This window comes from Streptomyces sp. NPDC107575 (assembly GCF_055657265.1).
On sequence record NZ_JBVKBG010000006.1, the window covers coordinates 454667 to 479425 of the forward strand.

Annotated in this window: 19 protein-coding genes; 11 read left to right on the top strand and 8 right to left on the bottom strand. The window is 70.6% G+C overall.

The annotated features are described in order from the left end of the window. Positions 1-42: 42 nt before the first annotated feature. The 3 genes from ACZ7L4_RS31545 to ACZ7L4_RS31555 all read right to left on the bottom strand — a co-directional run bounded on the left by ACZ7L4_RS31545 (position 43) and on the right by ACZ7L4_RS31555 (position 3457). Positions 43-867, bottom strand: a complete 825-nt coding sequence (locus ACZ7L4_RS31545; protein ID WP_472107933.1) for a hypothetical protein — start codon at positions 865-867, stop codon at positions 43-45. Positions 868-1049: 182 nt separating this feature from the next. After that, the gene (locus ACZ7L4_RS31550) at positions 1050-2126 is read right to left on the bottom strand and encodes a metallophosphoesterase (RefSeq protein ID WP_472107935.1); all 1077 of its coding nucleotides are present in this window, start codon (positions 2124-2126) and stop codon (positions 1050-1052) included. 218 nt (positions 2127-2344) lie between these two features. After that, positions 2345-3457, bottom strand: coding sequence for a LacI family DNA-binding transcriptional regulator (locus tag ACZ7L4_RS31555; RefSeq protein WP_399228813.1), 1113 nt, complete (start codon positions 3455-3457; stop codon positions 2345-2347). Between the two features lie 366 nt (positions 3458-3823). Here ACZ7L4_RS31555 and hisC point away from each other — a divergent pair, with 366 nt between their 5' ends. From hisC to ACZ7L4_RS31585, 6 genes are all read left to right on the top strand, one after another. Beyond that, positions 3824-4903 carry a histidinol-phosphate transaminase gene (gene hisC / locus ACZ7L4_RS31560; protein ID WP_472107936.1) on the top strand — a complete coding sequence of 360 codons (1080 nt, stop codon included), beginning with the start codon at positions 3824-3826 and terminating at the stop codon, positions 4901-4903. Between the two features lie 204 nt (positions 4904-5107). After that, the gene (locus ACZ7L4_RS31565) at positions 5108-6685 is read left to right on the top strand and encodes a cytochrome ubiquinol oxidase subunit I (protein ID WP_472107937.1); all 1578 of its coding nucleotides are present in this window, start codon (positions 5108-5110) and stop codon (positions 6683-6685) included. Between the two features lie 14 nt (positions 6686-6699). Beyond that, the gene (gene cydB, locus ACZ7L4_RS31570) at positions 6700-7704 is read left to right on the top strand and encodes a cytochrome d ubiquinol oxidase subunit II (protein ID WP_472107938.1); all 1005 of its coding nucleotides are present in this window, start codon (positions 6700-6702) and stop codon (positions 7702-7704) included. 31 nt (positions 7705-7735) lie between these two features. Continuing rightward, complete coding sequence (gene cydD, locus ACZ7L4_RS31575) at positions 7736-11239, top strand: thiol reductant ABC exporter subunit CydD (RefSeq protein ID WP_472107939.1); 3504 nt, start codon at positions 7736-7738, stop codon at positions 11237-11239. Positions 11240-11388: 149 nt separating this feature from the next. After that, positions 11389-13119 carry a GAF domain-containing sensor histidine kinase gene (locus ACZ7L4_RS31580; RefSeq protein WP_472107940.1) on the top strand — a complete coding sequence of 577 codons (1731 nt, stop codon included), beginning with the start codon at positions 11389-11391 and terminating at the stop codon, positions 13117-13119. A 145-nt stretch (positions 13120-13264) separates the two neighbouring features. Beyond that, positions 13265-14314, top strand: coding sequence for a M23 family metallopeptidase (locus tag ACZ7L4_RS31585; RefSeq protein WP_472107941.1), 1050 nt, complete (start codon positions 13265-13267; stop codon positions 14312-14314). A gap of 20 nt (positions 14315-14334) precedes the next feature. Here ACZ7L4_RS31585 and ACZ7L4_RS31590 read toward each other — a convergent pair whose 3' ends face one another. The 5 genes from ACZ7L4_RS31590 to ACZ7L4_RS31610 all read right to left on the bottom strand — a co-directional run bounded on the left by ACZ7L4_RS31590 (position 14335) and on the right by ACZ7L4_RS31610 (position 20629). Continuing rightward, a complete protein-coding gene (locus ACZ7L4_RS31590; RefSeq protein ID WP_472107942.1) occupies positions 14335-15243 on the bottom strand; it encodes an HAD-IIB family hydrolase in 909 nt (302 codons plus the stop codon). Between the two features lie 98 nt (positions 15244-15341). Then, the gene (locus ACZ7L4_RS31595; RefSeq protein WP_472107944.1) at positions 15342-16295 is read right to left on the bottom strand and encodes an LLM class flavin-dependent oxidoreductase; all 954 of its coding nucleotides are present in this window, start codon (positions 16293-16295) and stop codon (positions 15342-15344) included. Between the two features lie 739 nt (positions 16296-17034). Further along, positions 17035-18000 carry a MerR family transcriptional regulator gene (locus tag ACZ7L4_RS31600; protein WP_472107946.1) on the bottom strand — a complete coding sequence of 322 codons (966 nt, stop codon included), beginning with the start codon at positions 17998-18000 and terminating at the stop codon, positions 17035-17037. Next, on the bottom strand, positions 17997-19775 hold the full coding sequence (locus ACZ7L4_RS31605) for an SDR family oxidoreductase (RefSeq protein WP_472108162.1): 1779 nt from the start codon (positions 19773-19775) through the stop codon (positions 17997-17999). Before ACZ7L4_RS31605 ends, ACZ7L4_RS31600 begins: the two co-directional genes overlap by 4 nt. 11 nt (positions 19776-19786) lie before the next feature. Then, entirely contained in the window at positions 19787-20629 is an 843-nt protein-coding gene (locus ACZ7L4_RS31610) for a M24 family metallopeptidase (protein ID WP_472107948.1), read from the bottom strand. A gap of 252 nt (positions 20630-20881) precedes the next feature. Between ACZ7L4_RS31610 and ACZ7L4_RS31615 the strand changes: the two genes are divergently transcribed. From ACZ7L4_RS31615 to ACZ7L4_RS31635, 5 genes are all read left to right on the top strand, one after another. Further along, positions 20882-21895, top strand: coding sequence for an ABC transporter ATP-binding protein (locus tag ACZ7L4_RS31615; RefSeq protein WP_472108164.1), 1014 nt, complete (start codon positions 20882-20884; stop codon positions 21893-21895). After that, entirely contained in the window at positions 21892-22794 is a 903-nt protein-coding gene (locus tag ACZ7L4_RS31620; RefSeq protein WP_450811466.1) for an ABC transporter permease subunit, read from the top strand. Before ACZ7L4_RS31615 ends, ACZ7L4_RS31620 begins: the two co-directional genes overlap by 4 nt. Continuing rightward, positions 22791-23702: an ABC transporter ATP-binding protein gene (locus ACZ7L4_RS31625; RefSeq protein WP_472107949.1), complete on the top strand. Its 912-nt coding sequence runs from the start codon at positions 22791-22793 to the stop codon at positions 23700-23702. The genes ACZ7L4_RS31620 and ACZ7L4_RS31625 overlap by 4 nt, the downstream gene beginning before the upstream one ends. Before the next feature lie 9 nt (positions 23703-23711). After that, entirely contained in the window at positions 23712-24431 is a 720-nt protein-coding gene (locus tag ACZ7L4_RS31630) for an ABC transporter permease (protein WP_472107950.1), read from the top strand. 62 nt (positions 24432-24493) lie between these two features. After that, a complete protein-coding gene (locus ACZ7L4_RS31635; protein ID WP_472107951.1) occupies positions 24494-24718 on the top strand; it encodes an SGM_3592 family protein in 225 nt (74 codons plus the stop codon). Positions 24719-24759 lie beyond the last annotated feature (41 nt).

Consider the following 24759-nt stretch of genomic DNA (forward strand, 5'->3'; position numbering starts at 1 on the left):
GCGAGGGGCCTCGTCGTCGCACGGCCCGGTGGCGCCGGAGGGTCAGTCCGGCTGGTGGTCCGGGCCGCCGAAGTCCGGGCTGGAGAAGTCCGGGCTCGAATAGCCGGCGCGCTGGCCCGTGGCCGTGCCGCCGCCGTCGGGGCTGCTGAACCCCGGCCTGTTGTAGCCGAGGTGCGGCATGCGCCCGCCGGAGCCGCCGCGGCCCCCGACGTGCGAGCCGCCGCCCGCCGAGGGATCCGCCAGGGCGTCCCGCAGGAACGGCAGGATGCCCCGGTCCAGGAGCGCGACGCGCCAGGCCTCCCTGGCCTGCTTCATTTCCTCGCTTGCCTCGCCGTGCGTGCTCGCCTGGAGCGACGTCGAGCCATTGCGCAACGCCGCGAGCAGCAGGCAGACGGCCGCGACGAGGATGCTCGCCGCGGTGATCGCGCCGAAGACCCAGCCGAAGGTGCGCAGGGTCCTGGCGAAGGCCGGTACCGGGTTGAGCATGCTCAGGACGTAGCCGACGATCAGGAAGATCACGGCCGCGGTCCCGGCAAGGACAGGGGCGAGCACGACGGCGACCGCGGCGACGCCCGGTCCCGTGCTCTCCCCGCTGGAGTTGCCTCCTTCACGTAGCGGACGCAGGAGCCGCGGTGTGGAGCGCAGTTCCTCGCGGACCTTGACGTAGCGCTGGTACTCGTCGGCGGCCGCCGTATTGATCAGTGCGGCGGCGCCGAGCGCCATCGTGCGCAGCTGCTCGGGGTTGAGCCGCTGGCCCACGGCGGCGAGTTCAGGCCGATTCGGTGCGGTACGCAGCGCGTCATCGAGGAGCCGCTCGAACTCGGGACGGTCCTCGTTCAGCAAATGCGGAGCGCTGTTCATGTGCATCCCCCGATGCTCCGTAGGGCTTGGTGGCCCGCATGGGTGCGAGCCGTCGGGCAGAAACGGAGGGGAGCCTGCTACGGATAAGCCGATGGTAGAGCTGTCACGGCACGCGGTGACAGGGGGTTTCCGGAAATTGGCCCGGCGGCCGGTCGGATCCTCCGCTTTCGCGTGTGTCCCGCGAAGTCTCAGACATCCATGGGGAGTTGCTGGACGAGCAGCTTTCCGGCCATGGTGACGCCGCCGTCCATGGCGATGGCCAGGCCGTTCGCGTACACGTGCGGCCCCTCGACGGGGGGCCTGCCGTCCTCGCTGTCCCCGTCCTCGCCACCGACCTCACCGAGCAGGTACGGGATCGGGCTGTGGCCGTGCACGATGCGCGAGCCGCCGTAGGCGTCCAGGAGCTGTCGCGCGGCGCCGGGTCCCGATTCCTCGTCCTTGAACGCGAACCGCTTGGTGAACTTGCGGAACAGGTCCCAGCACTCGTCCGCGTCGTTGCGCGTGAGGGTCTCGCGCACCGTGTCGTTGACGGCCTCGATGGAGTCGCCGTAGTCGAGGTACGCGGTGGTGTCCGAGTGCGTGAGCAGGTGGTCGTCCTCGATCTCGATCGCGTCGAGCCGGGACATCCACTGCAGATGCACGTCCTGGAGGCGGTCCATGTCGGCCTTCTGCCCGCCGTTGAGCAGCCAGGCCGCCTGGAACGTGGCGGTGCCGGCCCCCGAGTTCACGGGCGTGTCGCCGAACCGCTTCGCGCCGAGCAGCAGCAGCTCGTGGTTGCCCATGAGCGCCTTGCAGTAACCGCCGGCTGCCGCCGCCTCCGCGGACAGCCGCATGACGAGATCGATGACGCCGATCCCGTCGGGCCCGCGGTCCGTGAAGTCGCCGAGGAACCACAGGCGCGCGGTGCCCGCCGCCCAGTTGCCCTCGGCGTCGATCAGGCCCTTCTCGTGGAGGGCGGCGATCAGCTCGTCGAGATAGCCGTGCACATCGCCGACGACGTACAGCGGGCCGAGGCCCTCGTCCCCCGTGGGCGCGGGCTGCGGCGTCTCGACCTGGACGGTGTCGCCCCGGTTGATGACCGGCAGATCGCGCTCCGTCGGCGTGTAGCCCTCGGGATATGCCTCGGGATTCTCGGCGCCGGGCGCGGGGACGTCGGGGTCCGTCGGCTGTACGTTCGCCGGTACGTCATGGACGTACGCGGGAACACGGAAGTCGCGCAGCGTATCCGTGTCCGCTGCGGGTCCCGGACCGGCCCCCTGAGTCATCGACCCCTCCACCACCATTGCGCCGCCTGTGCACCGTATCGGACTGCCTGGTCGCAGCGGCCCGCGGTGTCGTGCGCCCATCATAGGAATGCGGCTCGCGCTGTGTGATGCACCAGGGGTGGTGAATCGGTGACGGGCGGCTGATCACCGTGCATTTCTCCCGAATTGGTGTGGACTTTTCTCTTCGGAGGAGTCGATGGAGGGGGCGGCCGGGGCGCTCAGCTCTGTCCGGGAGAGCGCGGCGGACTGACCGTGGTGCGGTGCGGGCGTCGCTGGGACGAGGTCCGCACGATGAGATCGGTCGGCATCACCTGCTCGACCGGCTGGTCGGACTCCACGCCTTCGATGGCGTCGATGAGGAGCTGCACGACGGACGTCCCGATCCGCCGCGGTTTGAGCGAGAGGGTGGTGATGGGCGGTTCCGTGTTCGCGTAGACATTCGACTCGCTGCAGCAGACCAGCAGCAGGTCGTCCGGGACGCGCAGCCCGTACCGGCGGGCGGCGGCGAGCAGATCGGTGCCGTTGGGATCGAATAGGCCGTAGACGGCGTCGGGGCGGTCGGGCCGGGCGAGCAGCCGGTCGGCCGCGACGGCCCCCGCGCAGGGGTCGTGCGCGGGGTACGACTCGTAGACCGGTTCCTGTCCGATCCGCTCGCACCAGCGCAGGTACGCCGAGGTGGAGAGGTGTGTGTATGTGTCGGTGGTGGTGCCGGTGAGCAGTCCGATGCGGCGGGCGCCGGACTCGGCGAGGTGGTCGAGGATGCCGAGCACGGCGGCCTCGTGGTCGTTGTCGACCCAGGCGGTCACGGGCAGGGTGCCCGCGGGACGTCCGTCGGAGACGACCGGCAGGCCCTGGCGGACCAGCTCGGTGACGACCGGATCATGGTCGGAGGGGTCGATGACGACGGTGCCGTCGAGCGCGACGTTCGACCACACGTCGTGGCGTGAGGTGGCGGGCAGGATGACGAGGGCGTACCCGCGGGCGAGCGCGGCGGAGGTGGCGGCGCGGGCCATCTCCGCGAAGTACGCGAATTCTGTGAAGGTGAAAGGTTCATCCCCGTACGTCGTCACGGTCAGGCCGATGAGGCCCGATTTCCCGGTACGGAGCGTGCGAGCGGCCGCGGAGGGGCGATAGCCCAACCGGTCGGCGACCTCGCGGACGTGGCGTCGGGTGGCGTCCGGGAGCCGGCCCTTACCGTTGAGCGCATCGGACACAGTCGTGATCGAGACCCCGGCGGCTGCGGCAACATCTCTGATGCCTGCCCGGCCCGGCCGGGTGCCCCTGCGGGTCGTCTCTGCCCGGCTCACCTGGTGCTTCCCTGCTGCTGTCATGGCGAGCCGATAGTAGGGCTCATTCGGCTGCATGGTGGGGGAGCATATGCAGGCGTTGACAGGCACGTTTCTGCAAGGTGATTACCCATCATCAACCTTTAAATAAAAGGGAGTTGAAGGGATTGACTATGGCACACCGCTTGTCGTCGCGCATGGGCCTGCCAAGTCGGCGATGTTGCGAGTAGGTCTCAACTCACCTTCACGGGTGATGCGCGCCACGGCGCGAGCCACCGGCGCGCGCCAGGGCGAGGAGCGCTCCCCCCTCTCCGCACGCCTTGGGAGGGGTCGGGACCCGGGCCATTGGGGCATGCGGCGAATCCTCTTAAGGTGAGCAGTATTGGAACGGTGCCCACAAGGAGGACTGCGGTGAGCGAGATCAACCCCAAGCTGCGCCCGGAGCTGGCGGGGATCCCTGCCTACAAGCCAGGAAAGCCGGCCGCTGCCGGGGGGCCGGTGGCGTACAAGCTGTCCTCCAACGAGAACCCGTATCCTCCGCTGCCCGGCGTGATGGAGCAGGCGATCGCGGCCGCAGGGACCTTCAACCGGTACCCGGACATGGCGTGCACCGGCCTGATGAACGAGCTGTCCGACCGTTTCGGTGTGCCCGTCAGCCATCTGGCCACGGGAACCGGCTCGGTCGGCGTCGCGCAGCAGCTGCTGCAGGCGACCTCGGGCCCCGGCGACGAGGTCATCTACGCCTGGCGGTCCTTCGAGGCGTACCCGATCATCACGCAGATCAGCGGCGCGAAGTCGGTGCAGGTGCCGCTCACGCCGGACGAGGACCACGACCTCGACGCCATGATCGACGCGATCACGGACCGTACGCGCCTCATCTTCGTCTGCAACCCCAACAACCCCACGGGCAACGCCATCCGCCGGGCCGAGCTCGAGCGGTTCCTCGACCGGGTGCCCTCCGACGTTCTGGTGGTCCTCGACGAGGCGTACCGCGAGTTCATCCGCGACACCGAGGTGCCGGACGGCGTCGAGATCTACCGGGACCGGCCGAACGTGGCGGTGCTGCGGACCTTCTCGAAGGCGTACGGGCTCGCGGGCCTGCGTGTGGGCTTCGCCATCGCGCACGAGCCGGTCGCGGCGGCGCTGCGCAAGACGGCGGTCCCCTTCGGCGTGAGCCAGCTCGCCCAGGACGCGGCGGTCGCCTCGCTGCGCGCGGAGGACGAGCTGCTCGGCCGGGTCGGCTCGCTGGTGGCCGAGCGCACGCGGGTCGTCGAAGGGCTGCGGGCGCAGGGCTGGACGGTGCCCGAGACGCAGGCCAACTTCGTGTGGCTGCGGCTGGGGGAGAAGACGCTGGACTTCGCGGCGGCCTGTGAGCAGGCGGGCGTGGTCGTACGGCCGTTCGCGGGTGAGGGTGTGCGCACCACCATCGCGGAGACGGAGGCCAACGACATCTTCCTGCGGACGGCCGAGGAGTTCCGCAAGGAGCTGTAGGGCGCCGCGCGTTGGCGCGCGGATCGTAGTGACAGGGGTCTCCCGGATTAACGGGGGACCCCCCCTTCGTATGCCGACCACCAGTACGACATAATGCTTGTGAATGTGAACGCGTTCACAAGCGTGTCCCGGTTCCTCCCGGGATTTGTGGGATTAAAGGGGCAAACTGCCGCTGTGACCACGGCGATGTAAGGAGAAGACGCAGTGGACCCGACAACGGTCGCCCTCGCGCCGGAGACCCTGGCGCGATGGCAGTTCGGCATCACCACCGTCTACCACTTCCTGTTCGTCCCGCTGACGATCTCCCTCGCCGCGCTCACGGCGGGCCTGGAGACGGCGTGGGTGCGCACGGGCAAGGAGAAGTACTTCCACGCCACGAAGTTCTGGGGGAAGCTCTTCCTGATCAATATCGCGATCGGTGTCGCGACCGGTCTCGTGCAGGAGTTCCAGTTCGGCATGAACTGGTCGGACTACTCGAAGTTCGTCGGGGACGTCTTCGGTGCCCCGCTCGCGATGGAGGCGCTGATCGCCTTCTTCTTCGAGTCGACCTTCATCGGGCTGTGGATCTTCGGCTGGGACAAGCTGCCGAAGAAGCTCCACTGCGCCTGCATGTGGATGGTGTCGATCGGCACGCTGGCCTCCGCCTACTTCATCCTGGCGGCCAACTCCTGGATGCAGCACCCGGTCGGCTACGAGATCGACAAGCAGACCGGGGTGGCCCGGCTCAACGACATCGGGCACGTCCTCTTCCAGAACACCGCGGTGGTCCAGTTCGCGCACACCGTCTCCTCCGCCTTCCTCACCGGCGGAGCCTTCATGATCGGCATCGCCAGCTTCCTGCTCTGGAAGATCAAGAAGCAGAAGGACGCCGGCGAGCAGGTCGACCGGAAGCGGACCATCACGCTGCGCAGCTCGCTGCGGCTCGGCCTGGTCACCACGATGATCGCGGGTGTTCTGGTCGCCCTCTCCGGTGACCAGCTGGCCAAGGTGATGTTCAAGCAGCAGCCGATGAAGATGGCGGCGGCCGAGGCCCTGTGGGACACCGAATGCCCGGCGCCCTTCTCGATCTTCGCGGTCGGTGACGTGACCAAGGGCCACAACTCCGTCGAGATAGAGCTTCCGGGCCTGCTGTCCTTCCTGGCCGACAGCAACTTCACCAGCTGTGTCCCGGGCATCCAGGAGACGGCCAAGGCCGAGGCCGAGAAGTACGGCGGCCAGCCCGAGGACTACATCCCCAATATCTTCGTCACCTTCTGGGGCTTCCGCCTGATGATCGGCATCGGGCTCACCGCGGCCGTCGCCGCGGGCGCCGGGTTCTGGCTGACGCGGAAGAAGCGATGGCTGCTGCCCGAGCATCGAAGGGGTGAGGACGAAATCCCCAAGCTGATGCTCACCAACAAGAAGGAACTCGGCCCGACCGTCACGAAGTGGGGCTGGCGGGTCGGCATGGCCTCGCTGATCTTCCCCTTCATCGCCAACTCCATCGGCTGGATCTTCACCGAGATGGGCCGTCAGCCCTGGGCCGTCTTCGGACTGTTCAAGACCGCCGACTCGGTCTCCCCCGGTGTCAGCCAGACCGAGATGGCGATCTCGCTGACCGCGCTGACCCTGCTGTACGCGGTGCTGTTCTGGATCAACGTACGGCTGATGAAGAAGTACGCCGTCAAGGGTCCTGACACGGACGAGGAGCCGCCCACCAAGGACCCGAAGCTGCGTGGTCCTTCGGGGGACGACTCCGATGACGACGACGATGCCGACAAGCCACTGACCTTCGCGTACTGAGAGGAGAAAGCGCCATGGGCCTCAACGACTTCTGGTTCCTTCTGATCGCCGTTCTGTGGACCGGCTACTTCTTCCTCGAAGGCTTTGACTTCGGGGTCGGCATCCTGACGCGGCTGCTCGCGCGCGACAGGACCGAGCGGCGCGTGCTGATCAACATCATCGGCCCCGTGTGGGACGGCAACGAGGTCTGGCTGCTGACCGCCGCCGGCGCCATGTTCGCCGCGTTCCCCATCTGGTACGCGACGTTCTTCAGCGCCTTCTACCTGCTGCTCGTGATCGCGCTGCTGCTGCTGATCGTGCGGGTGCTGTCCTTCGAGTACCGGCACAAGCGGCCGGAGGAGAGCTGGCAGCGCAACTGGGAGCTGGTGCTCTTCGTCAGCTCGCTGCTGCTGCCGTTCCTGTGGGGCGTGATGTTCGCCAACATGGTGCACGGTGTGCCGATCAACTCCCAGCAGGACTTCGCCGGTTCGCCCGCCGACCTGCTGACCTGGTGGGGACTGCTCGGCGGGCTCGCTTTCACCGCCGTGTGCACACTGCACGGGGCCGTCTTCACCGCGCTGAAGACGGTCGGCGACATCCGGGTGCGGGCGCGTGCGCTCGCGACGAAGGCGGGTGTGGCCACCGTGCTGCTCGGCGGCGGATTCCTTGCCTGGATCCAGGTCGAGAGCGGGACGGCGTGGACCGCGGCGGCGTTCGCCGTGGCGGTCGTCGGACTGCTCGGAACGCTCGCGACGAATGCCAAGGGGCGCGAGGGCTGGGCCTTCACCTTCAACGGGGTCGCGATCGCGGCCGTGGTGGCGGTGATCTTCCTGGCGCTGGTGCCGAACGTCATGCCGTCCTCGCTCAACGAGGCGTGGAATCTGACGATCGACAACACGTCGTCGGGTCCGTACACGCTGAAGGTCATGACCTGGGTCGCCGGGATCATGACGCCGCTGGTCCTGCTCTACCAGGGCTGGACCTACTGGGTGTTCCGCAAGCGGCTCGGCACGAACCACATGCCTGCCGAAGCGCACTGAGCTCCCGCCACTACGTGAGGGTGTGTTTCACGTGAAACCGATCGACCAGCGCCTGTTCCGGTACGGCCGGGCCTCCCGCCTCTTCCTGATCGCGGTGGTGGCCCTGGGCGCCGCCGGGGCGGGCCTGGTCATCGCGCAGGCGATGCTCATCGCCGAGATCGTGGTGGGCGCGTTCCAGCACGGCCTCGACGTGGCCGGACTGCGCACCCCACTGCTCCTGTTGGTGGCCGTCGCGGCCGGGCGCGGGCTCGTGGCCTGGCTGACCGAGCTGGCCGCGCACCGGGCGAGCGCGGCGGTCAAGTCGGAGCTGCGCAGGCGGCTGTTGGAGCGGGCCGCGCTGCTCGGTCCCGGGTGGCTGAGCGGGCAGCGCACCGGGTCCCTGGTGGCGCTCGCGACGCGCGGCGTGGACGCCCTCGACGACTACTTCTCCCGCTATCTGCCGCAGTTGGGGCTCGCGGTGGTCGTCCCGGTGGCGGTGCTCGCCCGCGTCGTCACCGAGGACTGGGTGTCGGCGGCGATCATCGTCGGCACCCTGCCCCTCATCCCGATTTTCATGATGCTCATCGGCTGGGCGACCCAGTCCCGGATGGACCGCCAGTGGCGGCTGCTGTCCCGGCTCTCGGGGCACTTCCTGGATGTGGTCGCCGGTCTGCCGACCCTGAAGGTGTTCGGCCGCGCCAAGGCGCAGGCCGAGTCCATCCGCAAGATCACCGGCGAGTACCGCAGGGCGACGATGCGCACCCTGCGGATCGCCTTCCTCTCCTCGTTCGCGCTGGAACTACTGGCCACGCTGTCGGTCGCGCTCGTCGCCGTGACCATCGGCATGCGGCTCGTGCACGGCGAGATGGATCTGTACATCGGGCTCGTGATCCTGGTGCTCGCGCCCGAGGCGTATCTGCCGCTGCGGCAGGTGGGCGCGCAGTACCACGCGGCGGCCGAAGGGCTCGCCGCGGCGGAGGAGATCTTCGCGGTCCTGGAGTCGCCGCTGCCCGAGGACGGCACGCGGGGCGTCCCCACGGCCGGCGGAATCGGATTCGAAGGCGTTTCGGTCCGCTACGAAGGACGGTCCTCGGAGGCCGTCTCCGACGTCTCCTTCCAGGTCGCCGCGGGCGAGACCGTGGCCCTCGTAGGGCCGAGCGGAGCGGGCAAGTCGACGCTGATCAGTGCCCTGTTGGGTTTTGTACGCCCCTGTAGCGGGCGAATCTCGGCCGGCGGCGTCGATCTCGCCGAGGTGTCGCGCGAGGCGTGGCACGCGCGCGTGGCGTGGGTTCCGCAGCGGCCGCAGCTGTACGCCGGGTCGATCGCGGACAACGTCCGGCTCGCGCGACCGGAGGCCGACGACGCCGCGGTGCTCGCCGCGCTGCGGGAGGCCGGGGCGCTGGAGTTCGTCGAGGCGCTGCCCGAGGGCACGGCGACCGAGCTCGGGGAGGACGGCGCCGGGCTCTCGGCCGGGCAGCGGCAGCGGCTCGCGCTGGCGCGGGCGTTCCTCGCGGACCGGCCCGTCGTGCTGCTCGACGAACCCACGGCCGCGCTCGACGGGGAGACCGAGGCCGGCATCGTCGACGCGGTGCGCAGGCTCGCCGTGGGGCGGACCGTGCTGCTGGTCGTGCACCGGCCCGCGCTGCTCGCCGTCGCGGACCGGGTCGTACGGATCGAGGCGCCCGGCGCCGCGGTACCGGCGCAGGCGCGCGGCGCGGTGCAGGGGAGCACGAGCGGGCAGGCACTGACCGAGGCAGTCGAGAGCGCACCGGTGGACGTACGGGGCGACGCGCCGGCGGACCGGCGGCACGTGCTCGCACGGTTGCGGACCGCCGCCAGGCCGCGCCGCTCGCGGCTCGCCCTCGCCCTGCTGCTCGGCGCCCTCGCGCTCGGCAGCGCGGTCGGCCTGATGGCGACGTCCGGGTGGCTGATCTCGCGGGCCTCGCAGATGCCACCGGTGCTGTACTTGATGGTCGCGGTGACGGCCACGCGGGCCTTCGGCATCGGACGGGCCATCTTCCGGTACCTGGAGCGGCTCGTGTCGCACGACGCGGTGCTGCGGATGCTGGCCGACACCCGGGTCGCCGTGTACCGGCGCCTGGAGCGGCTCGCGCCCGCCGGACTGCGCACGCAGCGGCGCGGCGACCTGCTCTCCCGGCTCGTCGCGGACGTGGACGCGCTGCAGGACTACTGGCTGCGCTGGCTGTTGCCCGCGTCGGCCGCCGCGCTCGTGGGCGCGGGCTCGGTGGCGTTCACCGCGTGGCTGCTGCCCGCCGCGGGCGCCGTGCTCGCCGTGGGGCTGCTGCTCGCCGGGATCGGGGTGCCGCTGCTGTCCGGCGCGGTGTCCCGGCGCGCCGAGCGACGCCTTGCCCCCGCGCGCGGGGTGCTCGCCACGAAGGCGGCCGAACTGCTCACCGGCACCGCCGAACTGACCGTCTCGGGGGCCCTGCCGCGACGTACGAAGGAGGCCACCGAAGCCGACTCCGTGCTGACCCGGATCGCCTCGCGCGCGGCCACCGCGACCGCGCTCGGCGACGGGCTCACCGCACTGATCACCGGCCTGACCGTGGCGGCGGCCGCGCTCGTCGGCATCCAGGGCGTACGCACCGGGCAGCTCCACGGGGTGTCGCTCGCGGTCGTCGTCCTGACGCCGCTCGCCGCGTTCGAGGCGGTGCTCGGCCTGCCGCTCGCCGTGCAGCACCGCCAGCGCGTCCACAAGAGCGCCGAGCGCGTCTACGAGGTCCTGGACGCGCCGGAACCGGTACGGGAGCCCGAGCGGCCCGCGCGGGCGCCGCAGGACCCCTTCCCGGTCGTCGTGCGTGGCCTCACCGCCCGCTACGAGGGCCAGGACCGGGACGCGCTCGCCGGACTCGACCTGACGCTGGAGCGGGGCCGCCGCGTCGCCGTCGTCGGCCCGTCGGGGTCGGGCAAGACGACCCTCGCCCAGGTGCTGCTGCGCTTCCTCGACGCGGACGCCGGGACGTACACGCTCGGCGGCGTCAACGCGGCGGACCTCGACGGCGACGCGGTCCGGCGGCTCGTCGGACTGTGCGCCCAGGACGCGCACCTCTTCGACAGCAGCCTCCGCGAGAACCTGCTCCTGGCCAAGAAGGACGCCACCGAGGACGAGCTGTGGGCGGTGCTCGGGCGCGTACGTCTTCGGGAGTGGGCGCAGGCGCTGCCGACCGGGCTCGACACCCTGGTGGGCGAGCACGCCGCGCGTCTCTCGGGCGGCCAGCGGCAGCGGCTCGCGCTCGCCCGCGCGCTGCTCGCCGACTTCCCCGTCCTCGTGCTCGACGAGCCCGCCGAACACCTCGACCTGGAGACGGCGGACGCGCTCACCGCTGACCTGCTGGATGTCACGCGGGGGCGGACGACGGTGCTGATCACGCACCGGCTCGCCGGTCTGGAGGCCGTGGACGAGGTGCTCGTGCTCGACGGCGGGCGGGTCGCCCAGCGCGGTCCGTACGCCGAGCTGGCCGCGGCCGACGGGCCGCTTCGGGAGCTGTGGCTCCGGGAGGGGGCGGCGGAGGCCCTGGCCGGTGCGGAGAACTGAGGACCCGGCTCGCCCCGCCCGCTCAGCTGCCTCGGCCTGCTCGACCCGCCCGCTCAGCCGCTTCGACCCGCTCGCCCCGCCCGCCTCGGCTCCGCCGCCCACCCGGATCCCGACTTTCCTCGGCAATTGGTACTAATTAGGCTCGTCGCATGGCAGCACCCACGGACCCCGGCGCCCCGTCTCCCGCCGAGCCCGCCGCGGCTTCCCTGGAGGCGGCGACGCAGGCGACCCGCAGCCTTCACGGCCTGTCGGCCGAGCTGACCGCGCGGCTGCCGCAGCTCCTGGAAGCGATGCGTTCCGTGGGCACGGGACTGGAGCTGCACACCACGCTCGACCGGATCTGCGAGACGGCCGCCGAGCTGACCGACGCCAAATACGCCGCGATCGGCGTCGTCGCCGAGGACGGCGACGGGCTCTCGGACTTCGTCTACACCGGGGTCGACGAGGAGACCGCGAAGCTCATCGGGCGGCTGCCCGACGGCCACAAGGGACTGCTCGGCGCGCTCATCCACGACCCCGTGACCGTGCGCCTCGCGAACCTGGCGGACGACCCGCGCTCCTGCGGCTTTCCCGCGAACCATCCGCCGATGCACACGTTCCTCGGCCTCCCCATCCGCGTACAGGGCGAGATCTTCGGAAACCTCTACCTCACGGAGAAGCACGGCGGCGGCGAGTTCAACGACGACGACCTGAACATGGTCCGGGTGCTCGCCACGGAGGCGGGCATCGCCATCGGCAACGCGCGCCTCTACGAAGCGGCCAAGCAGCGCGAGCGGTGGATCGACGGCTCCGTGGCGGTGACCACCGCGCTCCTGTCGGGCGGTGACGCGGACGACGCGCTCCAGGTGGTCGCCGAACAGTCCCGGCACCTCTCGGACTCGGCGGCCGGCATCGTGATGCTGCCCGCGGAGGAGGGCGGCATGGAGATCGTCGCCGTCGACTCGGACGAGCCCTCCGGCGTGCTCGGCGTGATCGTGCCGCCGGAGAGCGAGGTGATCTCCGAACTGCTCGAAGGACACGCCGTGTTCGTCGACGACGCGGCCACCGACCCCCGCATGCTGACCGGACTCGCGCGGGACTACGGGCCTTCCATGATGCTGCCCCTCCAGAGCGGCGGACGGGTCCTGGGGACGCTGGTGATGACCCGCGCGCGTGGGGCGCGTCCGTTCAGCGAGGCGGAGCGCACCCTGGCCACCCAGTTCGCCTCCCAGGCCGCGCTGGCCCTGGTCTCGGCCGACGCGCAGCGCGACCGGGAGCGCCTCGCCGTCCTGGAGGACCGCGACCGGATCGCGCGCGATCTGCACGACCTCGTCATCCAGCGCCTCTTCGCCACGGGGATGATGCTGGAGACCGCGCAGCGCCGCTCCGTGGTGCCCGAGGTGCAGACCGGCGTCGGCAAGGCGGTCGACGAGCTCGACACCACGATCCAGGAGATCCGCACCGCGATCTTCGCGCTCCAGCAGGGTCCTGCCGAGGCGCCGTCGGGGCTGCGCACCAAGGTGCTCCGCGAGATCAACATGGCTGCCGTGCCGCTCGGGTTCAAGCCCTCGCACCGCTTCCTCGGACCGGTCGACACGGTCGTCGGGGAGCTCACCGGAAAGCACCTCATCGCGGCGCTGCGCGAGGCCCTCTCGAACGCGTTCCGGCATGCGGAGGCGGACCGCATCGACGTCGTCGTCGACGCCGGAGTGATCCTCCCCGACGGGCAGCAGGGCGTCCGCCTGACGGTCGCGGACGACGGCGTGGGCATCAAGGAGGGCGGGCGACGCAGCGGCCTGAAGAACCTCCGGAAGCGGGCCGAATCGCTCGGCGGGGCCAGTTGGTACGGGCCGGGGCTCGACGGGGCCGGGACGACGGTGGTGTGGCAGGCGCCCCACTGAGAACTGCGGGTGCCGCCCGCCTGAGCGCCGCGGGTGCCGCCGGCCCCGGTTTGGCGGTACGTTCCTGAGCCGTACGGGGCACCCGTTCCCTCGCCCGTACCAGCTCCGCAGGAAGCCCGGCGTGCGGCGGTCGACGATCCGATGCATGCGTCATGGACCCCGCCGCACCGCCACATCGCTCGTCCTCCCTGTGCTGCTGTGCGCCCTCGTGGCCCTCGGCGGCCCGCCCACGGTCTCCCAGGGGGCGGAGGGCCCGGAGGCGAGCGCGGACGTCGCGCGCCTCTACGAGGAGGCGTCCAGGGCGACGCAGCGCTACGAAGCGGGCCGCAAGGCCGCCTCCGCGGAGCAGGCGAAGGCGCGCTCGATGGAGCGGCTGCTCGTGCGCGAGCGGCGGCAGATCTCCGCGCTGCACGAGGACCTCGGCCGGATCGCCCGCGCCCAGTACCGCAGCGGCGGCGACATCCCGATCACGGCGCAGATGCTGCTCGCCGGGAACCCAGAAAAGCTGATGCACGGTCAACGGGCGGTCTGGCAGGCCGATCTGGCCCTCAACAACGCCGTGGACAAGAGCAGACGCGCCGAGCACCGGCTCGCGGACGGACAGCGCAGGGCGGCGGACGCGTGGCGCTCATTGAAGGCACGCAACGCACGGCTCGTTCTTCTTAAGAAGGGCATCGAAAGCAAGCTCGAAGCGGCGCGCTGGCAGCTCCAGGGGCAGGCGGACACGTCGGTCGCCGCGGGCAGGTGCAGGGGCGCCGTACGCCTCAAGGAGCCGAAAAACTCAACTACGCGCGCGTGGCTGCCCCCTGTGAAGAAGTACGAGCTGTCCGCGGGCTTCGACAGCGCGGGCGAGCGCTGGTCGCACCGGCACACCGGACAGGACTTCGCGGTCGACATCGGCACACCGGTGCGCTCGGCGGGCGCGGGCCGCGTGGTGAGCGTGTCCTGCGGCGGCGCCTTCGGCATCGAGATCGTCGTGCGGCACCCCGGCGGCTACTACACGCAGTACGCGCATCTCGCCGCGGTCACCGTCGACCAGGGGCAGAAGGTCCGCGCCGGCCAGTGGATCGGCCAGTCGGGCACCACCGGCAACTCGACGGGGCCGCACCTCCACTTCGAGGTGCGGCTCACGCCGTATCTGGGGTCCGGGGTGGACCCCGTGAAGTGGTTCGCCGAGCGCCACGTGAAGCTGTAGGCGCCGTGCGGCTACTGCGGCTACCGGGCGGGGGCGTGCGCGGCCAGGATGTCCTCGATGACGCGGGCGACGCCGTCCTCGTTGTTGGTCGCGGTGCGGCCGCTCGCCATGGCCAGGACCTCGGGGTGCGCGTTCCCCATCGCGTACGACGTGCCCGCCCAGGCGAGCATCTCCATGTCGTTGGGCATGTCCCCGACGGCGACCACCTCGGCGGGCGCGATGCCGCGCTCCGCGCAGCACATGGCGAGCGTGCTCGCCTTGGAGACGCCGGGGCCGCTGATCTCCAGAAGCGCGCTCGGGCTCGACCGGGTGATGGCCGCACGGTCGCCGACACCCGCGCGGGCCAGCGCCAGGAACGCGTCGGGGTCGAGCTCCGGGTGGTACGCGAGGAGCTTGAGCACCGGCTGGTCCGCGACGGCCGCGCCCTCGAAGTCGGCGGCCAGCAGCTTCTCCGCGGGGGCGACGGTCTCCCCGGGGTCCAGGTGCAGCGGCGGGTACGTCGGCTCGTGGTGCAGGCCGCCGGTGCGCTCGACGGCGAACGTGGTGCCCGGGGCGGTCGCACGCAGGATGCGGACGACGTCGAGGGCGTCCGGGACCGTCAGCTCTCTGATCTTGACGAAACGGTGCTCTCCCGCGCCGCCGTGCAGGTCCACGACGGCGGCGCCGTTCCCGCAGATCGCCAGGCCGTGGCCGTGCACATGGTCGCTGACGACATCCATCCAGCGGGCCGGGCGGCCCGTCACGAAAAAGACCTCGATGCCGGCCTCCTCCGCGGCGGCGAGCGCGGCGACCGTACGCGGCGAAACGGTCTTGTCGTCGTGCAGCAACGTTCCGTCGAGGTCGGTGGCGATCAGCCGGGGCGTGGGGGCGGAGGGGGCCGGAGTCCGGGGCCCGGGAGTCGGTGAGGTCACCGACCCATGGTCGCGCATATGCGCGCACGGGCGTGCTGCGGGGCGCACATATGAGTACGCACCTGGCTCATGCGCCCCGCCCGGATTCCGGTGTGACGGAGTCCGTTTCAGTCGACTCAGTCGAGTTGGGCCAGGGCCTCCGTTGCGATCGACTCGAAGGTCTTCTGGTCGGCGGCGAAGGCGGTGTCGGGGATCGGCCAGTGCAGGACGAGCTCGGTGAAGCCCAGCTCCCGGTGCCTGCCCGCGAAGTCCACGAAGGCGTCGACGGAGGTGAGGGGGCGGGTGCGGTCCGGGGTGAATCCGGTGAGCAGGATCTTGTCCGGTTCGTCCGCGTCACGGCCGATGGCCTCGCATGCGGCGGCCAGCTTCGAGACCTGCCCGCGAATGGCCTGAATCGATTCCTCCGGGGTGCCCGTCTCGTACAGCTTCGGGTCGCCGGTGGTCACCCACGCCTGCCCGTGCCGCGCGGCGAGCCTCAGGCCGCGCGGCCCCGTCGCGGCCACCGCGAACGGCAGCCGGGGGCGCTGTACGCAGCCCGGGATGTTCTGCGCGCCGACGTCGCCGCCGGCCGAGTAGAACGTCCCGTCGTACGAAACCGTGTCCTCGGTGAGCAGCCGGTCGAGCAGGGGGACGAACTCCGCGAAACGGTCGGCCCGCTCGCGCGGCGTCCACGGCTCCTGGCCGCTGTGCGCGAGGGCGCTCGCGTCGAAGCCGGTGCCGCCCGCGCCGATTCCGAGCGTGATCCGGCCACCGGAGATGTCGTCGAGCGTGAGCAGTTCCTTGGCGAGGGTGACGGGGTGCCGGAAGTTCGGCGAGGTCACGAGGGTGCCCAGGCGGATCCGCTCGGTGGCGGTGGCCGCGGCCGTCAGCGTCGGGACCGCCCCGAACCACGGCCCGTCCCGGAACGGCACGCGCCAGGACAGGTGGTCGTACGTGTACGCGGTGTGGAATCCCAGCTCCTCCGCGCGCAGCCAGGTCTCGCGGGCGCCCTCGTGCCAGCGCCGGTGGGGCAGGATCACGGTGCTCAGGCGCAGCGGGCGAGGGGGCGTGGCGGGAGCGTTCTCGTTCATACCTGCGAGCGTATGCGGATTCCACCGACACCTCGCCCGGGGCGCTTACCGGGTGCCGCCGGGGTGCTGCCGGGGAGGTCCCGGGGTACTGCCGGAGGTCTTACCGGGGCTTCCGCCGCAGCTTCTGGCGGGGATCACGCCGGGCCTCTCTCCGAGCTCCCCGGACACATCGCGAACCGACCCTCGGGCGCTCTCTCGGGGTGCCCGCTTCGGCCCCTTCTCGGGCGCTTTCTCGGGGTGCCCGCTTCGGCCCCTTCTCGGGCGCTTTCTCGGGGTGCCCGCTTCGGCCCCTTCTCGGGCGCTTTCTCGGGGTGCCCGCTTCGGCCCCTTCTCGGGCGCTTTCTCGGGGTGCCCGCTTCGGCTCCTCCTCGGGCCCTTCTCGGGGCCCCTCTTCGGCCCCTCCTCGGGTCCTTCTCGGCCCCTTCTCCGGCCCTCTCTTCGGATGCCCTCCCGAATCAATCCCTTTTCGACCCCCTTCCCCGGGCCCCTCTTCGGATCCCCTCCGCGGCCTTCTCGGCCCCCTCCTCGGATCCCTCTCCGGCTCGCTCCCCGGCCCTCTCCCCGCCCCCTCTCGGCCCCACTCCCGGATCCCGCCCTCGGCCCCCCTCGGATCCCCGTCGATTTCCCCTCGGGCCCCCTCGATTTCCTTCGGATTCAATCCAGAAATTTTGGCCCGCATGTTTGATCCACAGCCAAGTCCAGTTATCCACAGGCCAGTTGGCGATTCTGTGGACAACTCTCAAGCCGGAAAGCCTTTTTGGCCAACACTGGGCGTATTGCTGGCCTTTGAGGCAAGTGTGTCCAATGTCCTTGTCTGTACCTCACGTTCGGCCGCCGCCGAGATGAACGTCGAGACGTGCTCCGGGCCAACAAGGCTGCGTACGGCCCGTATTGTCGTCGCCGGTATGGCGACGGACTGCGGCTCGTCCACCACTTCGGCGGGGGTGCCCTCGGCGAGGTGGTGGCGGAGGTGGCGCGTGGCGAACAGCCGCATCGCACGGGCCAGTTCGGCGTCCACGGACTGCTGTGCGAGCGGCCGGAGCCGACGAACGAGCGAGGCCGCTTCGGCCGCTTCCGCGTCCGTCGGCGGCTGCGGACCGAGATAGCGCGCGAAGACGTGCTCGGTGGTGAACTCCAGGAAACGCGCCGCTATATGTTCGACGTGCCCCCTCAACTCCCGTAGATGTTCGGAAATTGCGGACAGCGGCACGCCCGCCGCATGCAACTCCGCCGCGACGGCCAGTTCTTGAGGGCTCGGGACGAGGAACTCGTCGTCCTTCCCGGGTACGCGCTCCAGCACGCCGAGCTCGACCGCGTCCAGAACGGCGGCCTCGTCGGGGTCGCCGCCGAACCGCTCGTCCAGCTCCGCGCGCGTGATGCGCCCCGCCCGCTCGTCCGTCCACGGGCCGTCCACCTCCGCGACCAGCCCGAGCACGCCGCCGAGGCCCCGCCCCGCGTCCCAGGCCTCAAGCAGTTCCTTGATGGACGCCAGGGTGTAGCCGCGGTCCAGCAGATCGGCGATCTGGCGCAGCCTGGACAGATGCGTGTCCGTGTACACATTGGCCCGCCCGCGGCGCTCGGGCCGCGGCAGCAGCCCACGGTCCTGGTAGGCGCGGATCGTGCGGACCGTGGCCCCGCTGTGGTGGGCCAGGTCCTCGATCCGGTACTCGGCGGTCGGCCGCGCCGCGGCGTCGCCCGCACTCACAGCGGTGGCTCCATCCGTGCGACCGCGCGCAGGGCCTTGGGCGTGAACCGGGACATGAGGTGGGCGCCGCGGGCCTCCGGGGTGACCGGGACGACCGCCTTGTCGTGCACGACGGCGCCCAGGATCGCGTCCGCGACCTTCTCCGGCGGGTAGTTGCGCAGCCCGTACAGACGCGAGGACTTCTTCTGGCGGCGCTTCTCCTCCTCGGCGTCCACCCCGGCGAAGTGGGCCGTCGCCGTGATGTTCGTGTTCACCAGGCCGGGGCAGATCGCGGAGACCCCGATGCCCTGGTCGGCCAGCTCGGCGCGCAGGCACTCGCTGAGCATGAGGACGGCGGCCTTGGAGGTCGAGTACGCGGGAAGCGCCTTCGACGGCTGGTACGCCGCCGCGGACGCGGTGTTCACGATGTGGCCGCCCTGCCCGCGCTCCGCCATCTGCTTGCCGAACAGGCGGCAGCCGTGGATGACGCCCCACAGATTGACGTCGAGGACCTTCTTCCAGTCCTCCGGGGTAGTGTCGAAGAACGAGCCGGACAGGCCGATCCCCGCGTTGTTCACCAGTACGTCGACCACGCCGTACTCGGCCGCGACCTTGTCGGCGAGCTTCTCCATGGCCTGCTCGTCGGTGACGTCCACGGTCTCGCCCCAGGCCTCGGGGGCGCCTATGAGCCGGGCCAGCTCGGCGGTCCGCGCGGCGCTCTCGGCGTCCCGGTCGACCGCGACCACGCGCGCGCCGGCCTCGGCGAAGGCGAACGCGGTGGCCCGCCCGATGCCGCTGCCGGCGCCGGTCACCAGGACCAGCTGACCCGCGAACCGGTCCGCGTGCTTGCCGTCGGGCGCGGGCCGCTGCGCGGGGACCCCGGCCTCCTGCCCCTCGTTCGCGGTGACGAACTCGGTGATCCAGGCGCTGAGCTGATCCGGCCGGGTGCGCGGGACCCAGTGCTTGGCGGGCAGTACGCGACGCGTCAACTGGGGCGCCCACAGCTCCAGCTGGTCGTACAGCTTCGGCGACAGGAAGGCGTCCCCGAGCGGCGTGATGAGCTGCACGGGCGCGTGCGCGTACGCGTCCTCGCGCGGGCGGCGCAGCCGCGCCCTCACGTTGTCCCGGTACAGCCAGGCGCCGCGGGCGGCGTCCGAGGGCAGCGACTTCGTCGGGTAGTCGCCCGCCGACACCCGCTCGACGCGCTCAAGGATCTTCGGCCAGCGCTTGCCGAGCGGGCCGCGCCAGGCGAGCTCGGGTAGCACCGGCGTGTGCAGCATGTACACGTACCAGGACTTGGCGCCCTGGCCGAGCAGCTGGCCCACCTTGGCCGGCGTGGGCTTCTTCATGCGCTGCTTGATCCAGTGCCCGAAGTGGTCGAGGGACGGACCCGACATCGACGTGAAGGACGCGATGCGGCCCTGCGTGCGCTTGACCGTGACGAACTCCCACGACTGCACCGAACCCCAGTCGTGCCCCACCAGGTGCACAGGACGGTCCGGGCTCACCGCGTCGACGACCGCCAGGAAGTCGTCGGTCAGCTTCTCCAGGGTGAACCCGCCGCGCAGCGGCTGCGGCGCCGTCGACCGGCCGTGGCCGCGTACGTCGTAGAGCACCACGTGGAAGTGGTCCGCGAGGCGCGCGGCGACCTCCGACCACACCTCCTTGGAGTCCGGATAGCCGTGCACGAGCACGACCGTCGGCCGCTCGGCCCCGCCGGGCTCCCCCAGCTCGACGACGCACAGGTCGATCCCGCCCGTGCGCACCCGGCGCTCGCGCGCGCCGTCGATCCTCATCAGGTCCGTCATCAGATGCCCTCCGCCCAGCGCCGCACGTGCGGCAGATCGTCGTCCAGCCAAAAGGCGCTCTCCTGCGGGTCCTTGGAGTCGGTGACCACGAGGAGCTCCTCGAACTTGGCGCCCGTGCCCCGGAATCCGAGGTGGGGCTCGACCGCCCACAGACCCGGCTGCGGCGGGTGGTCGGAGAACTTGTACGGCGACCACAGCGGCGACCAGCCGTCCCGGTGCCCGTGCAGCGCGTCGCTCGCCAGGCCCTTCAGGGACTGGGTGCCGAAGCCGAACAGCGTGGGGTTGACCCGTCGCTGCTTGACCCGGTCGACCTTGTGCGCGATCACGCCGAAGGGGTACGCCCGGTGCCGGTTCGCATAGCCCTGGCGGACCATCAACCGCTCCACGTCCTCGTAGATCTCCCGCAGGGAGCGCCGCTCGCGCACCTCGCGCAGGAGCAGCTCGCGGTGCGCCTCGAGATCCGAAAGCAGCTTGTCGTGCACGGGGTTGAGGCCCAGGCAGCCCGAGTAGCCGATGTCCGCGGTGTATCCCTGGTGGACCGGCGCCATGTCGAGGATGAAGGGCATCCCCGCCTCCAGCTTCCGGTTCGTCGGGAAGAACTGCAGCGGTACGCGGAAGTTCACGAACGCCGTGCGGTCGCCGAACCAGGCGAAGGGCAGATGGAACCAGTCCCGCACGCCGCGCTCGCGCAGCCACTCCCGCTGCATCCGCGCCGCCTCGCGCTCGGTCACGCCCGGCTTGAGCTGCGCCGCGACCGATTCCGCGCAGTCGTACGCGAGCCTCTGTACTTCTCTGAACCCCCGCAGCTCCGCCGAGAGTTCACGTACCACCGCTGAGGTCATGCCACCGTCCGTCCCGGTCGCGGCCGCCCCGATGCAGTGACCGGGACGTCGCCGTACGCGTTCGTAACTTGACATTGATGAATGTGACAATGCTCGGCGGCGACGTCAAGGGGTGTGCACGGTCTGCTGCGATCTCCCACGGTCTACTCAGGGAGGACCCCTAGGGCCCCGTAATACTCAGGTCTCATACAAGGTCGACCCCACGGTCTGACGAATTGGTGTGGCCTGCGCCACTACGGTCGAACCGTGACTGTGATCGCGACCGAAAGCCTGAGCAAGCGGTTCCCCAAGGTGACCGCGCTTGACCGGCTGACCATGGACATCGGGCCCGGTGTGACCGGACTCGTCGGGGCCAATGGAGCCGGCAAGTCCACCATGATCAAGATTCTTCTTGGTCTGTCCCCCGCGTCGGAGGGCCGCGCCGAAGTGCTCGGGCTCGACGTCGCGACCAAGGGCGCCGAGATCCGGGAGCGCGTCGGGTACATGCCCGAGCACGACTGCCTGCCGCCGGACGTCTCGGCCACCGAGTTCGTCGTCCACATGGCGCGCATGTCGGGCCTGCCGCCGACGGCGGCCCGCGAGCGCACCGCGGACACCCTGCGGCACGTCGGGCTCTACGAAGAGCGCTACCGCCCCATGGGTGGTTACTCGACGGGCATGAAGCAGCGGGTGAAGCTGGCCCAGGCGCTCGTGCACGACCCGCAGCTGGTGTTCCTGGACGAGCCGACGAACGGCCTGGACCCGGTCGGCCGTGACGACATGCTGGGCCTGATCCGGCGCGTGCACACCGACTTCGGCATCTCCGTCCTCGTCACCTCGCACCTGCTCGGCGAGCTGGAGCGCACCTGCGACCACGTCGTCATCATCGACGGCGGCAAGCTGCTCCGCTCCAGCTCCACCACGGACTTCACGCAGGCCACGGCGACACTCGCGATCGAGGTCACCGACAGCGACGAACACCCGGACGGCACCAAGGCGCTCCGCGAGGCCTTCGCCCGGCGCGGCATCGAGACCAGCACCGGCGGCGAACTGCCCGGCGCCGGGCACACCGTCCTGATCACGGCGCAGGGCGAGGAGACGTACGACGTCGTGCGCGACGTCGTCGCGGACCTCGGCCTCGGCCTGGTCCGGATGGAACAGCGCAGGCACCAGATCGCGGAGGTCTTCCGCCCCGAGGCCGAGCAGCAGCCGGAGCAGGACTCCGAGCGCGCCGCCGCCTGGGCGGCCACCGCCGCATCGCAGCAGACGGGAGGCGCGGCGCGATGACCACCGAGCCAAGCGCTGTGGACCGCGCGTCCACCCAGATCCACAACATCGGCTACCGCCACTACGACGGCCCGCGCCTGGGCCGCGCGTACGCCCGCCGCTCGCTCTTCTCGCAGAGCCTGCGAGGTGCCTACGGACTGGGCCGCTCGGCCAAGTCCAAGGTGCTGCCGATGCTGCTCTTCATCGTGATGTGCGTCCCGGCGCTGATCATGGTCGCGGTGGCCGTCGCCACGAAGGCGAAGGACCTCCCCGTCGACTACACGCGCTACGCGGTCATCCTCCAGGCGGTGATCGGCCTCTACGTGGCATCCGCCGCGCCGAACGCGGTCTCCCTCGACCTGCGCTTCAAGTCGATCCCGCTCTACTTCTCGCGCCCCATCGAGCGCGTCGACTACGTGGTCGCGAAGTGCGCCGCCATGGCATCGGCCCTGTTCATCCTCACGGCCGCGCCGCTGATCGTGCTCTACGTAGGCTCTCTGCTCGCCAAGCTGGACTTCACGGAGCAGACCAAGGGATTCGCCCAAGGACTGGTATCCGTGGCGCTGTTGTCACTGCTCTTCGCCGGGATCGGCCTCGTCGTCTCCGCCGTCACCCCGCGCCGCGGGTTCGGCATCGCCGCCGTCATCGCCGTCCTGACCATCTCCTACGGCGCGGTGTCCACGGTCCAGGCGATCGCCGACGCGCAGGACAACGGTGGGGCGGTGACCTGGCTGGGTCTCTTCTCGCCGATCACGCTCATCGACGGAGTGCAGACCGCCTTCCTCGGGGCGAGCTCGTCCTTCCCGGGGGCGCACGGCCCCTCGGCGGCCGAAGGCCTCGTCTACCTGCTCGTCGTCCTCGGGCTCATCGCCGGCTCCTACGGGCTGCTGATGCGCCGCTACCGGAAGGTCGGACTGTGACCGCCATCGAAATCGACCACGTCTCACGCTGGTTCGGCAACGTGGTGGCCGTCAACGACGTCACCATGAACATCGGCCCCGGCGTCACCGGCCTGCTGGGTCCGAACGGCGCGGGGAAGTCCACGCTCATCAACATGATGGGCGGCTTCCTGGCCCCCTCGAACGGGTCGGTGACCCTCGACGGACAGCCGATCTGGCGCAACGAACAGATCTACCGGCACATCGGCATCGTCCCCGAGCGCGAGGGGATGTACGACTTCCTCACGGGCCGTGAATTCGTCGTCGCGAACGCCGAGTTGCACGGCCTCGGCAAGAAGGCCGCGGCGGAGGCGCTGGCCACGGTCGAGATGGAGTACGCGCAGGACCGCAAGATCTCGACGTACTCCAAGGGCATGCGCCAGCGCGTGAAGATGGCCTCCGCGCTCGTCCACACGCCGTCGGTGCTGCTGCTCGACGAGCCGTTCAACGGCATGGACCCGCGCCAGCGCATGCAGCTCATGGACCTGCTGCGGCGCATGGGGGACGACGGGCGCACCGTCCTGTTCTCCTCGCACATCCTCGAAGAGGTCGAGCAGCTCGCCTCGCACATCGAGGTGATCGTCGCCGGCCGGCACGCGGCCAGCGGTGACTTCCGCAAGATCCGCCGCCTGATGACCGACCGCCCGCACCGCTATCTGATCCGCTCCAGCGACGACCGGGCCCTGGCCGCCGTACTGATCGCGGACCCGTCCACGGCGGGCATCGAGGTCGACCTGAAGGAGGGCGCGCTGCACGTCCAGGCCGTCGACTTCGGCCGGTTCACGACGCTGCTGCCGAAGGTCGCGCAGGCGCACGGCATCCGGCTGCTCACGGTCTCGCCGTCCGACGAGTCCCTCGAGTCCGTCTTCTCGTACCTGGTCGCGGCGTAGGAGGCCCTGATGTACGACCCCACTGTCGCCCGACTCACCTACCGGGCCCTGCTCGGCAGGCGCCGGGCCCTCATCCTCTTCGCGCTGCCCGTCCTGCTGGTCGTGATCTCCGCGCTCGTGCGCGGGCTCACGGGGGCCGACGACCAGACCGCGTCCGACCTGCTCGGCGGCTTCGCGCTCGCCACGATGGTGCCGCTGATCGGCGTCATCGCCGGGACGGGCGCGATCGGCCCGGAGATCGACGACGGCTCCGTGGTCTATCTGCTGTCGAAGCCGCTCAAGCGGCCCACGATCATCTTCACCAAGCTCATCGTGGCGATCGCCGTGACCATGGTGTTCTCCGCCGTCCCGACGCTCATCGCGGGCTTCATCCTGAACGGGAACGGGCAGCAGATCGCCGTCGCCTACACGATCGCCGCCCTGGTGGCCTCGATCGCCTACGCGGCGATCTTCCTCCTGCTCGGCACGATCACCCGGCACGCGGTCGTCTTCGGCCTCGTCTACGCCCTGGTGTGGGAGGCCCTCTTCGGGTCCCTGGTCTCCGGGGCGCGCACGCTCAGCGTGCAGCAGTGGTCGCTCGCGGTCGCCCAGAAGGTGGCCGGCGGCGACCTCGTCACCTCGGACGTCGGGCTGCCGCTCGCGACGGTGCTCCTGGTGGTGGTGACGGTCCTGGCGACCTGGTACGCCGGGCAGAAGCTGCGGACCCTGAAGCTGGCCGGGGAGGAGTAGTCCTTGACGCCACTTTCACCCTCCCGCCAGCACACTGGTCGGGAGGGTGAGGAGGACCGGACATGGCAGGCGAACCGAAGAACGACGACGCCTGGGACGACGTGGTCCTGGACACCGACTTCATACGCGCCGCCGAGGCGACCGAACCGTCCGCGCGGGCCCGGATGCTCGCCGAGCGGTGGCGGCGCGAGGGAGGGGCGCCCGACCCCCAGCCGTGGCGTTCCGACGAGCCGCCCGCGGGGTGGTTCTTCAGCAAGGTGCGACGGCGCAGGTGGCGTCGCCGCTGATTAATTCGGTGGCGTCGAACTCCGCCGCGCGGCACAGTAGT

Excerpts from the sequence above, each read along its gene's own strand:
- ACZ7L4_RS31605 (WP_472108162.1), bottom strand. The coding sequence starts at position 19,775 with ATGAGGATCGACGGCGCGCGCGAGCGCCGGGTGCGCACGGGCGGGATC.
- ACZ7L4_RS31545 (WP_472107933.1), bottom strand. The coding sequence starts at position 867 with ATGCACATGAACAGCGCTCCGCATTTGCTGAACGAGGACCGTCCCGAG.
- ACZ7L4_RS31555 (WP_399228813.1), bottom strand. The coding sequence starts at position 3,457 with ATGACAGCAGCAGGGAAGCACCAGGTGAGCCGGGCAGAGACGACCCGC.
- ACZ7L4_RS31595 (WP_472107944.1), bottom strand. The coding sequence starts at position 16,295 with ATGAACGAGAACGCTCCCGCCACGCCCCCTCGCCCGCTGCGCCTGAGC.
- ACZ7L4_RS31610 (WP_472107948.1), bottom strand. The coding sequence starts at position 20,629 with ATGACCTCAGCGGTGGTACGTGAACTCTCGGCGGAGCTGCGGGGGTTC.
- ACZ7L4_RS31590 (WP_472107942.1), bottom strand. The coding sequence starts at position 15,243 with ATGCGCGACCATGGGTCGGTGACCTCACCGACTCCCGGGCCCCGGACT.
- ACZ7L4_RS31580 (WP_472107940.1), top strand. The coding sequence starts at position 11,389 with ATGGCAGCACCCACGGACCCCGGCGCCCCGTCTCCCGCCGAGCCCGCC.
- ACZ7L4_RS31620 (WP_450811466.1), top strand. The coding sequence starts at position 21,892 with ATGACCACCGAGCCAAGCGCTGTGGACCGCGCGTCCACCCAGATCCAC.
- cydB (WP_472107938.1), top strand. The coding sequence starts at position 6,700 with ATGGGCCTCAACGACTTCTGGTTCCTTCTGATCGCCGTTCTGTGGACC.
- ACZ7L4_RS31550 (WP_472107935.1), bottom strand. The coding sequence starts at position 2,126 with ATGACTCAGGGGGCCGGTCCGGGACCCGCAGCGGACACGGATACGCTG.
- ACZ7L4_RS31585 (WP_472107941.1), top strand. The coding sequence starts at position 13,265 with ATGCGTCATGGACCCCGCCGCACCGCCACATCGCTCGTCCTCCCTGTG.
- ACZ7L4_RS31630 (WP_472107950.1), top strand. The coding sequence starts at position 23,712 with ATGTACGACCCCACTGTCGCCCGACTCACCTACCGGGCCCTGCTCGGC.
- ACZ7L4_RS31635 (WP_472107951.1), top strand. The coding sequence starts at position 24,494 with ATGGCAGGCGAACCGAAGAACGACGACGCCTGGGACGACGTGGTCCTG.